This is a genomic window from Arthrobacter sp. PTI12, assembly GCF_056679915.1.
Genome location: NZ_CM155256.1, coordinates 1,305,832 through 1,318,405, shown reverse-complemented (window position 1 = coordinate 1,318,405; position 12,574 = coordinate 1,305,832). Strand labels below are relative to the sequence as shown.

15 protein-coding genes are annotated in these 12,574 nt (G+C 62.9%); 9 read left to right on the top strand and 6 right to left on the bottom strand.

Annotated elements, in window-relative coordinates; genetic code table 11:
- Window positions 1-33: 33 nt before the first annotated feature.
- Entirely contained in the window at window positions 34-1,734 is a 1,701-nt protein-coding gene (locus AC1MBU_RS06560; protein WP_479789494.1) for an HNH endonuclease signature motif containing protein, read from the bottom strand.
- Window positions 1,735-1,962: 228 nt separating this feature from the next.
- Between AC1MBU_RS06560 and AC1MBU_RS06555 the strand changes: the two genes are divergently transcribed.
- Window positions 1,963-2,370: an AAA family ATPase gene (locus AC1MBU_RS06555; protein WP_479789491.1), complete on the top strand. Its 408-nt coding sequence runs from the start codon at window positions 1,963-1,965 to the stop codon at window positions 2,368-2,370.
- Between the two features lie 9 nt (window positions 2,371-2,379).
- A complete protein-coding gene (locus AC1MBU_RS06550) occupies window positions 2,380-2,847 on the top strand; it encodes an SRPBCC domain-containing protein (RefSeq protein WP_479789488.1) in 468 nt (155 codons plus the stop codon).
- A gap of 42 nt (window positions 2,848-2,889) precedes the next feature.
- On the opposite strand, the gene AC1MBU_RS06545 is transcribed toward AC1MBU_RS06550, so the two are convergent.
- From AC1MBU_RS06545 to AC1MBU_RS06535, 3 genes are all read right to left on the bottom strand, one after another.
- Window positions 2,890-3,315, bottom strand: coding sequence for a VOC family protein (locus AC1MBU_RS06545; protein WP_479789483.1), 426 nt, complete (start codon window positions 3,313-3,315; stop codon window positions 2,890-2,892).
- 91 nt (window positions 3,316-3,406) lie between these two features.
- On the bottom strand, window positions 3,407-3,955 hold the full coding sequence (locus AC1MBU_RS06540) for a GNAT family N-acetyltransferase (protein WP_479789480.1): 549 nt from the start codon (window positions 3,953-3,955) through the stop codon (window positions 3,407-3,409).
- A gap of 26 nt (window positions 3,956-3,981) precedes the next feature.
- Window positions 3,982-5,460 carry an MDR family MFS transporter gene (locus AC1MBU_RS06535; protein WP_479789729.1) on the bottom strand — a complete coding sequence of 493 codons (1,479 nt, stop codon included), beginning with the start codon at window positions 5,458-5,460 and terminating at the stop codon, window positions 3,982-3,984.
- A 498-nt stretch (window positions 5,461-5,958) separates the two neighbouring features.
- Here AC1MBU_RS06535 and AC1MBU_RS06530 point away from each other — a divergent pair, with 498 nt between their 5' ends.
- The 4 genes from AC1MBU_RS06530 to AC1MBU_RS06515 all read left to right on the top strand — a co-directional run bounded on the left by AC1MBU_RS06530 (window position 5,959) and on the right by AC1MBU_RS06515 (window position 8,640).
- The gene (locus tag AC1MBU_RS06530; protein ID WP_056549018.1) at window positions 5,959-6,186 is read left to right on the top strand and encodes a hypothetical protein; all 228 of its coding nucleotides are present in this window, start codon (window positions 5,959-5,961) and stop codon (window positions 6,184-6,186) included.
- 137 nt (window positions 6,187-6,323) lie between these two features.
- Complete coding sequence (locus tag AC1MBU_RS06525) at window positions 6,324-7,235, top strand: transposase (RefSeq protein WP_479789477.1); 912 nt, start codon at window positions 6,324-6,326, stop codon at window positions 7,233-7,235.
- A 256-nt stretch (window positions 7,236-7,491) separates the two neighbouring features.
- On the top strand, window positions 7,492-7,992 hold the full coding sequence (locus AC1MBU_RS06520) for a hypothetical protein (RefSeq protein ID WP_277358632.1): 501 nt from the start codon (window positions 7,492-7,494) through the stop codon (window positions 7,990-7,992).
- A 69-nt stretch (window positions 7,993-8,061) separates the two neighbouring features.
- Entirely contained in the window at window positions 8,062-8,640 is a 579-nt protein-coding gene (locus AC1MBU_RS06515; RefSeq protein ID WP_157359117.1) for a hypothetical protein, read from the top strand.
- On the opposite strand, the gene AC1MBU_RS06510 is transcribed toward AC1MBU_RS06515, so the two are convergent.
- Together AC1MBU_RS06510 and AC1MBU_RS06505 are read right to left on the bottom strand one after the other, a co-directional pair.
- Window positions 8,637-9,740 (bottom strand): S1C family serine protease, encoded by a 1,104-nt coding sequence (locus tag AC1MBU_RS06510; RefSeq protein WP_479789471.1) that lies wholly within the window; start codon window positions 9,738-9,740, stop codon window positions 8,637-8,639. The genes AC1MBU_RS06515 and AC1MBU_RS06510 overlap by 4 nt on opposite strands.
- 69 nt (window positions 9,741-9,809) lie before the next feature.
- Window positions 9,810-10,337 (bottom strand): metallophosphoesterase family protein, encoded by a 528-nt coding sequence (locus AC1MBU_RS06505; RefSeq protein ID WP_479789469.1) that lies wholly within the window; start codon window positions 10,335-10,337, stop codon window positions 9,810-9,812.
- A 55-nt stretch (window positions 10,338-10,392) separates the two neighbouring features.
- Here AC1MBU_RS06505 and AC1MBU_RS06500 point away from each other — a divergent pair, with 55 nt between their 5' ends.
- The 3 genes from AC1MBU_RS06500 (at window position 10,393) to AC1MBU_RS06490 (ending at window position 12,441) form a co-directional block, all read left to right on the top strand.
- Complete coding sequence (locus AC1MBU_RS06500; protein WP_479789466.1) at window positions 10,393-11,238, top strand: SDR family oxidoreductase; 846 nt, start codon at window positions 10,393-10,395, stop codon at window positions 11,236-11,238.
- A gap of 143 nt (window positions 11,239-11,381) precedes the next feature.
- Window positions 11,382-12,182, top strand: a complete 801-nt coding sequence (locus tag AC1MBU_RS06495; protein ID WP_277358635.1) for a mechanosensitive ion channel family protein — start codon at window positions 11,382-11,384, stop codon at window positions 12,180-12,182.
- 58 nt (window positions 12,183-12,240) lie between these two features.
- Window positions 12,241-12,441, top strand: coding sequence for a hypothetical protein (locus AC1MBU_RS06490; RefSeq protein WP_056549029.1), 201 nt, complete (start codon window positions 12,241-12,243; stop codon window positions 12,439-12,441).
- The last annotated feature ends 133 nt before the right edge of the window (window positions 12,442-12,574 follow it).

Sequence of the window (12,574 nt, the reverse complement as noted above, 5' to 3'; positions counted from 1 at the left end):
AACCGCGTTTGAGTAGGTTGCCGCCTCTTCCTTCTAGAAGGGTGGTGGTGGTTCGGGTGGGGTGGTGTAGGTTTTCCCGCCAGGTGAGGTGACGTGGTCGGTGCCGTTGCTGTCTCTGCCGGCAGGCCAGCTGCCTTCGGTTTTGAGCATGTGGTGAAGTTTGCACCGAGGCCCGAGGTTCTCCAGCGACGTTTCACCGCCGTGTGCCCACGGGGTGATGTGGTCGATTTCGCAGGACCACGACGACCGGTTACACCCCGGATGAACGCAGGTCGGGTTAGTGATCCTCACCCAATCCTGCAAGTGTTTCGGTGGCCGGTATCTGTCCCTGCCAACGCTGAGCACCGCCCCCGTTTCGGGGTGAACCAGGATCCTGGTGAAACTCGGTGCATGAGCGGCGAGGTTCCGGGCCGTTTCCGGATCAATCGGACCATACCCATCCAGGAGACCGCTCTCACACCCCTCCAGATCCGGGACAGTTCCGGACTTGTGCTGCGCACTTCCGGTCGGAGCACTCCCCGTGGGAGCAGTACCGGTGGGAGGGTTCTGCCAGTCGCAGCGTTGGTGACCCAGGAGGGTCATCACCGGGACAGTGACAAACACTGTGGCACCGATCCCACGGAAACCAGTACCCCGCTTCGGATCCCCAACACAGGTGTGGGTCAGCACATCAGCGAACACGTCCGCCCGCAACTGCGACAACGTGCGGGCCTCCCCCGGGCCCTGCAACGACCGGGCCGCAGCATCCACCCGGTTGAGAATCCCGTGCGCCTGTTCCGCCGGCAGGTACGCGTTCAACCAGGCCATACCGTCCTGCTCCGACTGAACCAGAACGTCCCGGTCTTTCACCGCCCGCACCTTACGCGCAGTGATCGCTTCAGGGTGCAGTTCCTCCCGCAACCGCCGACACCGCCGTGCCAGCTTCGGACGGGTCAACCCGGCAGCGCTCTCCAGCACAGTCTCCTCGAACCCGGTCACCGCCTCGGCCGGGATGGACCCGGACTCATCCACAATGACCTGCGCCTGCACCGCACTGATCCGGCCAGTATCCAGGGCCTCCCACGTGGCCGGCAGATCCTCCGTCAGCCGTAACGCCTCACCGAGTACCCGCGAGGCCGTCCTGCCAGGAACCCGCAACAACGGCGCGATCTCCTGCACCGCCAACATAAACGAAACCCCAGCATCGACCCGACCCACCACCGCCGCACGAGCACCCGCACCAACACCAGCGGATCCAGGCTCACCGGCCCCGCCGGATCCAGGCTCACCGGCCCCGCCGGTTCCGTTGATTTCAGCGGCTTCGGCCGCAGCAGCGTCCGCGCGGCGTATCTCAGCGGCACGGACCCCGGCACGGTGGATCTCCGAGCGGTGGACCTGATGGAACACCTCAGCAACCAGCGCGGCCTGCCGGGCAGCGACCCACGCCGCCAACCGGTCCGCGACCCGCAACGCATCCAACGCCTCAGCCAGACCCCGACCCTGCCCGTCCAACGCCGCCCTGCGGGCGTTAGGAGACGTCCAATCCTCCAACCGGTACGCCAACCCGACCGCAGACGCCTCCTCTATACGGGCACGAGCATGCTCATCAACACCGGAATCATCCAACTCCGACGCCTCACCAAAGATGGTCTCCTCCAACAGCGAATCAGGCCACGCCGCATCCGCCTGCGCATAACCGTCCTCAAGACTCACCCAAAAGGTGTCCTCCAGCGACTCACCAACCCCGATTCCCATACACAACAGCCAACCATCCGCCTCCGACATTCTTGGATCAGGTCCGGAATCGTCGCCGAACACGTCCGAACCCGTAGGATGGCTGCCATGTCTCGCATCCTCTTGACTGGCATGTCCGGTGCAGGAAAGTCGACATTGCTCGAAGCGCTTGCCATACGTGGTCATCGGACCGTTGATACAGACTACGGTGGCTGGGTACTTCCCGACGGTAAGTGAGACGAACCTCGAATGTCAGCCCTCCTTACAAAAGAGTCAGCGCTGGTGGTGTCCGGGACCGTCGAGAACCAGGGACGCTTCTACGACCAGTTCGAACAAATTGTGTTGCTCAGCGCACCTATTGAAGTTCTAATCGAGCGGGTTCTTTCCCGCGTCAACAACCACTACGGGAAATCTCCTGAAGATCAAGCGGAGCTCCGACGTAACGCCGTGGCAATCGAACCACTGCTTCGTGCGGGAGCAACCTTTGAACTGGACGGCCGCAAACCCGTATGCGAACTGGCGGACCAAGTTGAGCACCTTTTGGCCTCGACATCATCGGCGGAGCCCTCCATCAAGAGAATCTCAAGCCCACTTCCACCCGCGAGCGATGACGATCCCGAGTCTCCAGCCACCGCGGTGCAATTCCGAGCGCGTTAGTCTTCCGTTATGCCCCTCGTGAGTCGTTCGATCGACACCGCTGCTGGACTGGTACTGCACAGTTGGTCCATTGCCGCTCCCCGGGAACGCCTCTGGTGGGGCCTCACAGATCCTGGAGCATTGCCGCACTGGTTGGGTAGATTGGCCTCCGGCAGTTTCGTCGAGGGCAACGTTGTCACCATCGAGCATGCTGCAGACTATCTCTGCACGAGCCACATTCAGGAGTGTGACCCTGGACGGCTATTGAGCATGACCTGGAAGTTCCCGGACGAAGCGAAGTCAAACCTGCGAATCACGCTCAAACCCTCCGACGGCGCAACTTTCTTGGAGCTCACGCACGAAGGTCTCGGGAACGAGACGGTCAATTACCTGCCCGGCTGGCATACACACGTTCTGTACCTCGAGGCCCTGCTGCTTGGCCAGCCGCGTTCCATGGACGAATTCTGGTCCACTTATAACTCCCTTGCCGAGGCATAGGCCCGCCCGGTTCCCGAGTAATCCATCAGTAACATAACCAACTCACGGCCCAGCGGTGACCGGGTCTGAAAGCTCGACGGTCTGGCCCATGGGGTCTTTGACCACATAACTCCAGTAGCCCACCCAAAAGGGTTCCGGACGAAGAGCCACCGTCCGAGCCTCCTGCAGCCTCGTAACAGCGGCCGAGAAGGGTTCCGGCGAAAGCGGAATACTCCACGACGCAGGCGCGCGCCCCAGACTTGTCTCAAGGCCTAACCCGAAGCCCCACCCGGGCTGGAACGACCACTGAGCGTGAACCGCTGCGTCCGGATCGTAAGCGACAGAGAACTGGACGGCGTCTCCGATCAGATAAGCGATGTCGCCAGTCTCATCCCAGATCTGGTGGAGTCCCACAAGGTCGGAGTAGAACCGGCGGGACGCAGCGACGTCGTTGCTGCTGGTATGGAGAAAGAATGCGCGGCTCGACATCCGGAAAGCCTACGCGCGTCAGCGATGCGGGTCCGCAAGACCTCCATCGTGAACGGCACCCAGATCACGCCGAAGCGCCACATGACCAAGCTCAGGGCCGCGGATCAGTCGCCAACATCCCCATCACCACGGCGTCAATCCACTCGCCGTTCCACCGCAGCGCATCCCGCAGCCGCCCCTCGACCCGGAATCCACACTTCTCGTAAGCCCGTTGTGCCCGCGGATTGAACGCGTACACCTCCAGGCTGATGCGGTGCGCCCCGATAACATCGAACGCATGCCCGACGACGGCTCGCGTCGCCTCGGTGCCATAACCCTGACCAAACCTGGAATCAGCATTGAGCGCAATCCGGAACCCGAGCGATGAATTGTCTTCGTCGTAATCATTCAGCACCACTTCACCGATGTGGGACCCATCCGACGTAAGGATGATCGCCCAGTCCGCCCGTCCGTCAGTCGCTGCAAGCCCCGCAAGCCACGACTCGATCTGCGGCCGCGTGAACTGCCCGTGGGTTCCGGTCAGACGCATCGACTCGGGGTTCTGCAGCCCAATCCAGGTTCCTTCCACATGCTCCGGGCCCAGCGGTTCAAGGCGCAACCTTGCTGTGGTCAGGACCGGCGGCGGGGTGAAATGAACCATCAGTCGAGTTTAATGTGCGGCCGAGCCTAATGTGCCAGCGGAGCGGCAGGTGCCTCCTCGCCGTCGTGCATTGACGACGACGGCGGCGGACCGGCCGGCGCTGCCGGCTTACGGACGAACAGCGCTGCGACCACCGCGAACAGGAAGATGACCGCTCCACACAGGAAGGCCATCCGGATGCCGCCTGCCAGAGCGGGCACCTCCGCGGTGCCGGCGGCCATGAGCGCGCCTGTCTGCAGCGTCATGACGGACACGAAAAGCGCGATGCCCGTAGCCCCTGCTAGTTGCTGAACGGTGCCGACAACCGCACTCGCGTGGGAGTACAGCTGCGGCCGCACTGAGCCCAGAGCCGAGGTGAACAGAGGAGTGAACATACCGGCAAGCCCGATGCTCAAAGTCACGTGGCAGGCCAGCACCCACGGGATCGGGGTCGAAGCATCAATCAGGGTCAGCGCCCAGAACGCCGATGCGACAAGCAGCGCACCCGGAACCACCAGAACCCGAGGCCCGTGTTTGTCGAAGACACGCCCGACAACCGGTCCGAGAAGACCCATGGCGAGCCCGCCCGGCAGCAGCATCAAGCCGGCAGCCGCTGGTTCGAGACCGAGTACATCCTGCAGGTAGATGGGCAGCAGGATGACTGTTCCGAACAGCGCCATCATGCTGATGGCCAGCACGAGGATCGACACTGTGAAGGTACGCGATTGGAAGGTCCGCAGGTCAAGTAGGGCACGGTCGCGACGCTGCAGCACCAGTTGGCGTGCGATAAAACAGGCCAGCCCGACGAATCCGACGGCGAGCGGCACCCAACCCGGAATACCCGATCCGGCTGCAGCCTCGCCGAATTGGCTCAGTCCATAAACGATCCCGCCGAACGCGAAGGCGGAGAGGATGACGGAGAGGACGTCGATCGGCGTGCGTCGCGGCGTGGTCACGTTCTGGATGCGGATGCCGCCAAGTATCAGCGAACCGAGGGCGATGGGAAGCACCAGCCAGAACATCCAGCGCCAGTCCAACACACTGAGAATGATCCCGGAAATGGTGGGGCCGATGGCGGGGGCCACCGAAATAACGATCGAGATGTTCCCCATCGTCTTGCCGCGCGACGACGGCGGCACGAGAGTCATGACGGTAGTCATCAGCAGCGGCATCATGATCGCGGTTCCGCTGGCCTGGATCACCCGGCCGACGAGCAGCATCTCGAAACCGGGCGCCATCGCAGAGACCAGGGTGCCCAGGCTGAAGAGGGTCATGGCCGCGAGGAAGACCGGCCGAGTGTTGAAACGCTGGATGAGGAAGCCCGTGATGGGGATGACAACCGCCATGGTGAGCATGAACGCCGTCGTCAGCCATTGTCCGGCCGAGGCGGTGATGCCCAGGTCATCCATGAGGCGCGGCAGCGCCACTCCCATGATGGTCTCGTTAAGGATGACCACGAAGGCCGAGACGAGGAGCAGGGAGATGACCAGCCGGTCGCGAGGAGAGACCTCGCTGACCTCGTCGATCTGGTTCGTGCCGCCGTCGGCCTGAGTGCGTTTGTTGGTCGTTTGCGACACGGAAGGGTCCCCCTGAAGATACTGAACGGCGCGCAGGAGTGTGCGCAGCCAGAAGTAACAAGCACGGCCGGCCGCAGCTTATTCCCCGAGTACCGTCTCCGGCGTACTGTTATTTCTGAGCGCACCGCTGACGGAGAGAAGGTCCTTCTGATGTCCATCCCACCGCCTCATGAGCCGCATCCCGATCCGTCCCAGCCACGGCCGCCGGGGGAACCGGCGCCGGAGCCGCAGCCCGCTCCTACCCCGTACCCCTTTCCTGATCCGGCACCCGACACCCCTGGCGTGCCGCCGGAGCCCGGGCCCGGCCCCTCACCGGACAGGCCTATTCCGGAACCGGGGCCGTCAATACCCCCGCTGCCTTGACCCGCGATTGATCAGCTACCTGATTGTTGCTACGATTCCAACAGCTTGAGCAATGGGCACAGTGACAACTCCTGTGGAGATCCCGTGGAAGACAAGCTTCGCATCCTGGACCTGCCAGCCGAGGAACTCCCATCGGCTCGATTTGATGCATCCTTGCTCAGCACCAGCGAGCTGAAACTCAGATGCAACGAGTACTTTGCCCTGCTTGACCAGCTCAACCCTCCCGAGTGCCTGCTGGCCGACTATGAAGCGGCGTGCGACGAGCTGAGGCAGCGCCTTGCTGCCGCATCCCCCTCGCTGGAGACGGTCTGATCCGCGCACAGCACCGGATGGAAACAAGGTCCGGCGCGTTGAGCTGGCAGGACACGCCGTAAATGGTGAGCCTGAAGGGGTGTGTCCTGCACACTCAACGGTAGAAACACAGCCAACCGTTCGGAGATCGTTCCGCAGTGACTGACCTCGCCGACATCGCGTCCGAGCTCTACTCGCAACCCCTGGACGAGTTCACCGCTGCCCGCAATACCCGCGCGAAGGCCCTCGATGACAAGTCGCTCGCCAAGGAAGTCCGCGCGCTGCGCAAGCCGTCGGCGTCTGCCTGGCTGCTGAACATGATGGCTATCCACCGCGGCGACCAGTTGCGGCAGGCGCTGACACTGGGTGCGGCGATGCGCGAGGCACAGGAACAGCTGGACCGCAGTGAGTTGAAGAAACTCGGAACGCAACGCCAGCAACTTATTGCAGCGCTGGTCAAGGACGGCGTCGCCCTGTCTGAAGAACTTGGTCACCCGGCAAGTTCAGCTGCGGCCCTCGAAGTGGAGCAGACCCTGCGGGCAGCAATGGCCGACACCGGTGCTGCCGCTGCCGTTGCTACCGGCCGCCTGATCCGGCCGCTGGAGGCGACGGGCTGGGAAGCGGTGGATCTCGCCGGAGCAGTGGGCGGGCCCTTCGACGCAGGCGGCGCGGTGAACAGCGGCGACGCGAGCGCTGATGCAGCTGATGCAGCTGATTCCGCTGATTCCGCAGATGCGACGAAGGCCGATGCGGCGAAGAAGGCGGAAGACGACCGCGCTTCCGACGCACGCGCTGACCTTGAGGACGCAGAAGACCACTTTGAGGAAGCCGGGTCTGCGTTGAAGCGTGCACGCGAGCGAGTCGATCAACTCGACCGCGACCGTGACGCGCTAGTGGCTCAGGTAAGGGACCTGAGAAAGCGGATTCGCGCCCTGGAACAGGACATCGACGTCATTGATGATGCTGCCGATGATGCGGTCCGCGAGCGCACGGAGGCTGATCGTGCAGCAAAGGAGTCAGCCCGCGAGGTGGAGCGCGCCCGCAAAGCGCTCGAGAAGCTCACCCGGTAACGTCGGAATAACGATCGCCGCCGCCCACAAGGTGACGCTCTTCACCTCGTAGGCTCCGCCGTCGCTCGCGTTTCCCGAACCCGCGCCGTTCGGGTAGAAGTTCTGTCTGAGCACTAGCGGGTCACGCCTCAGACCGTACGGTCACGAACCGGTCAAGACCGGTTGAATACGTTAGCAAGCGTGCTTAGTGTCATAGATGGCGCTGGCAGCTACGGCTGCCAGGCGCCGCCACCCTCACCAGAAAAAGGAGAACGATATGAACACGCGCAAGCACATGTCACGGACCCGAACTCTGGCTCTTGCAGGAATCCTCCCGCTGGCCGCACTCGGCCTGACGGGTTGCAACGGCACATCCGGTTCGGAAGAAGGTGCCGACGTCGAGGATGTGGTGGAGGAAGACAACGAAACTGCTCCCTACAACGGCGCCCTCGATTCCGAATTCTACGATGCCTACCAGAGCTACATCGGCGAGGAAGTAACTGTCTCCGCCGACGTCAACGAGATCGTGTCCGACACGTCCTTCACGATTGCAGGGACGGATGACACCACCGTCGAGGCGCTGCTGGTGGTTCTGGAGGAAGGCACGGTCGAAGTTGAGCCGGGCGCGGCAGTGTCGGTGACCGGAACCGTCATGGAATCCTTCGACCTGCCCACCGTCGAGGATGACACCGGATTGGACCTCGAAGAGGACGCCTATGCCGACTACGACGGGGAAAATTACATCGTGGCCAGCGAAGTGGATGTCGAGGAGAGCTGACGCTCGGCAGGAGTACCGTAACGGGATCGTGAGGTCAGTCAGCACACTGAAAAGTCAAGAATGGGAGACATGGCAGAGATGAGAGCAGACAAGCGCAGGTATCTGAAAGCAACCGAGCACGACGACGCCCCATCCCGGCGGCGCAGTGCCTGGCTGATCATCGCCGCGGCTGTCATTTCGGTGGTCTCGCTCGCACTGGGCGCGCTGCAGTTGCAGTCTGTGCAGCGCGCCATCGGTATCCCGCTTCCGGAAATGATGGTCGGTGGGTACGACGCCGACTACGTCGAGGCAGTCCGTGACCTCCTGGACGCTGCGGTCATCGAGCGCTACCAGAGCGTGCATTACCTCTGGTTCCTGCTGTTTCCCGTGGCGTTCGCCGCGCTGATCATCCTGCTGGTCCGCCGGTTCAGCCGCTCACCGCTCCGCTGGCTCTTCTACGCCGTCGCCGTGCTCTATGCCGCCGTGCATATCGCCGAGAACCTTGTGCTCGAAGCTGCTCTCGCCTCCGTAGAAATCACATCCTCCGAAGTGGCCTTCGCGAGTTTCCTGACGACGGCGAAGTTCATACTCTTCGCCGCCGCCATCCTTGCCTTTGCGCTGTCGTTCACCCTGAACCGGACGACCAGCCGGCGGCAAACCCGCCGCTAGCCGTTCTCGACGGGCCGCTCGCCGAGGGTGATCTCCACCTCCGAGGTTTCGCCTTCGCGCATCAGCTCCGCTGTCACCGTCTCCCCCGGATTCAAAGAGCGCAGTGCGGCCAGGAGCTGTTCCGAGCTGGCGAGCGGCTCACCGTTGAGGGACACCAGAATGTCTCCCGCTTGAATCCCGGCCTCGCCGGCCGGTCCGCCTTCTTCCACCGCGAGCACCGCAACGCCCTGCTCAACGCTGACGCCGAGCTGCTGGGCAATCTGCGGCGTGATGGTGCGAGGAGCCAGGCCGAGGAACGCGTGTTCAGCCGAACCGTCCTCGAGGAGTTCCTCCACCACTTCGACGGCGGTGCCGGCCGGGATCGCAAACCCCAGCGAGACCGCGCCCGCCTGCGGCGGAATATAGGCCTCGCTGATTCCCACCACCTGGCCCTGACCGTTGACCAGTGCTCCGCCGGAATTGCCCGGACTGATGGCCGCGTCTGTCTGCACCAGATCCACAAGTGACTGGCTGTTGGTTGCCGAGCCCGGAATCTCCCGATGCAACCCGGAAATGATTCCTGCGGTTGCCGTGTTCTCAAAGCCCAACGGGCTGCCAATGACAACGGCCAGCTCTCCCACCTCCGGCAGCTCCGTCTGGAACTCGGCGGGCGGAAGTCCAGTGCGGTCAGCCTGCACAAGTGCGAGGTCGGTGACGGCATCGGTGGCAACCACAGTGCCGGTGACGCGCTGTCCGTCGGCAAAGGCAACCTGCACTTCCTCCGCACCGCGCACCACGTGTTCGTTGGTGAGGATCAGCCCGTCCTCGGTGTAGATCACACCACTGCCCAGCCCTCCGTTGTCCAGGAAAATGGTCACCACGGATGGCTGGACGTCATCGATGATTTCCGGAATGTCCGCCACCGTGGCGGCCGGGGAGTCAGCGGCGTCGCCGCTTCCCCCAGCCGTTTCACCCGATGTTGCACCCGCCGTTTCACCTGCCGTCCCGGATTCCGTCTCCGGTTCATCCGCGGTCGTGCACCCCGCCAGGGCAAGGGAAGCAAAAACAGCGACAGCGGCGAGGCGCTTCATTCCCGGCGGCTGATTCTGTGGATCGTTCACGGCAGACTCCTTGCAGTTGGCGATTGTCTACCCTCATTCCTACCAACTATGGAAACTGACCAAAAGGCACTAACCCTGGAGTCGCCCGGATGACCGGGCCGGAATGGAACGCAGGCGCACCTCGCTGAGGACGCCGTCGTCCGCTTGTGCAGTAAGGAAAGTGCAGTTGGGTTGCCTGCGCCGGTCCGTCGGCGAGCCGGGATTGAGCAGCCGCATACCGTTCGGTGTGGTGGTGTCCCAGGGGATATGACTGTGGCCGAAGACCAGCACCTCAACATCGCTGAACATGGCATCCATGCGCTTCTCCCGGTTAGTTGCCGCTCCGGTTTCGTGGATCACTGCGAACCGGATGCCCTCGATGTCCGCCCGGGCAATTTCGGGTAGCCGCGCGCGAAGATCAGCACCGTCATTGTTCCCGTGAACACCGATGAGGCGCTGCGTGCGGTGCTCCAGTTCGTCGAGTAGCTCCACGTTCACCCAGTCACCGGCATGGACGACGACGTCGGCAGCCTCCGCCTCCTCCCACACCTCTGGTGGGAGCCGGCGGGCGCGCTTGGGCACATGGGTATCGGCGATGATGAGCAACCGGGTAGCCATGTGCCCAGTCTGGCACGTGCGTCCGACGGTCCAGCCCGTGTGGGAAGCTCAGGGGATGACTGTATTGATTGCCGGATGCGGCGACCTGGGTACGCAGGCGGGACTCTATTTTGCGGAAGCAGGGCAACGGGTTGTCGGGTGGCGGCGGTCCGCAGACAAGCTGCCGGCCCGGATTGAGGGTACCTCGGTTGACCTCACAGGCAAGCTGCCGGCCATCCCGGCGGACACCGACGTCGTGGTCATCGCACTGACTGCGGACGGGCGGACCGAAGCTGCCTACCGCGCTACCTACTATGAGGGCACCGCAAACCTGCTCGGGGCACTCGCCCGCGACGGGGTTGAGCCGCGGCGGATCATTTTCGTTTCCTCGACCGCCGTATACGGCAATGACGACGGCGGCTGGATCGGGGAGAGCACGCCGCCTGCGCCGTCCACCGCCACTGGCACGGTCCTGCGTGAAACGGAGGAACTGCTCACCGAACGTGCGCCCCAGTCGGTACTGTTGCGGCTTTCGGGTATCTACGGACCGGGACGCACCCGGTTGATCGATCAGGTGCGGAACGGCACGGCGCACGCGGGCGGCGCTCCGCACTGGACCAACAGGATCCACCGCGACGACGCCGCGGCGGCCATCGTACACCTCGCAGGACTCGAGGCGCCGGCCACGGCGTATCTTGGCACCGACCAGGAACCGGCGCTGCTGGCTGAGGTCCGACAGTTCATCGCGGAGGAGCTGGGATTACCCGTGCCGCCTATTGAAGCCCCCACTGAAGAGCGCGAGGTCACCGGCAAGCGCTGCAGCAACGTGCTGCTCACGTCAACCGGTTTCACCTTTACGTATCCGACCTACCGGGAGGGGTACCGGGCAGTTCTGCAGGGCGTAGGCGTTCGACACCCCTGACGCGAGTGGCCTGGTCCCCAAAGACAATAATAAGTACCCTTTCTATTTTGCCTGAGTGTGCCTACTCTTGGAAACGTGCACACCGGTGGGGCAGCCGTTCCACCGATCTGGAAGCTCCATGAAGCCAAACAGAGAAGGTCCCGATGGAAGAAACATTGAGAAGCGGTCTCGCGACCGTGGTCGAGTTCGTGCCGAAGCTGTTGCTGTTCCTCGTCATCCTGATCGTCGGGCTGCTGATCGCCAAAGCGATTTCCAAGGCGCTGGACAAACTGCTCGAACGTGTGGGATTTGACCGCGTCGTGGAACGCGGCGGCGTCAAGAAGGCGCTCGCGAAGTCATCACTGGATGCCAGCGACATCATCGCCAAGATTGTCTACTACGCGCTGGTGCTGTTTGTACTTCAGTTTGCTTTTGGAGTCTTCGGGCCGAATCCGGTCAGCGATCTGCTTGAAGGCATCATTGCCTTCCTGCCGAAGATCATCGTCGCAATCATCATCGTCATCGTCGCAGCCGCCATTGCCGCGGCGGTCAAGAACCTCATCCAGGGCACCCTGGGAGGGCTTTCCTACGGGAAGGTCCTGGCGAATATCGCAAGCGTCTTCATTCTCGGCATCGGCATCATCGCGGCTCTCAACCAGGTTGAAATTGCCACCACGGTGACCACACCGATCCTGATTGCCGTACTGGCCGCAATTGTCGGCGTCATTGTGGTCGGCGTCGGCGGCGGGCTCATCAAACCCATGTCGCAGCGCTGGGAGCACTACCTCAACCGGGCTGAGGAGGAAGCACCGCGGGTGAAAGCTGAGGCCCAGTCATCGCCGCCGGCCTCCCAGCAGCTCAAGGGCCAGGCACAGAAAGCCAAAGCACAAAGCCAGACCGCGGACACCTCCGGTAGCCACCAGGTGAACCAGACGGATGACCCGAACGCTCCTCGATTCCGTTAGGTTCCGGCTCCTCCGAAGCACTTCCCGTTCCAGAAACCCAGAGAGATAAGGAAAAATAATGAACATCGACAAGCAGCAGATCATTGACCTTCTGAAGAATCAGGGCAACCAGGACAAGGCGCAGCAGGCTGACCAGGAACTGCCCGATCAGGTGGACACCGAGCGTGATTCCGGCCTTCTGGAAAAGCTCGGCATCAACCCACAGGACCTGCTCGGGAAGCTCGGCGGCGGCGGTGGAATCGGCGGCCTGCTCGGCTAGTCACCTGGCAAGGAAGCAGTCCACGAGGGGGAGGGTGCGCAGTGCGTACCCTCCCCCTCCTCTTGTACTGGCTACCATATGAGAGTGTCATGAGAACCGGAGGAAGAACCTTGAGCTCCTCCCAACTCTGCGC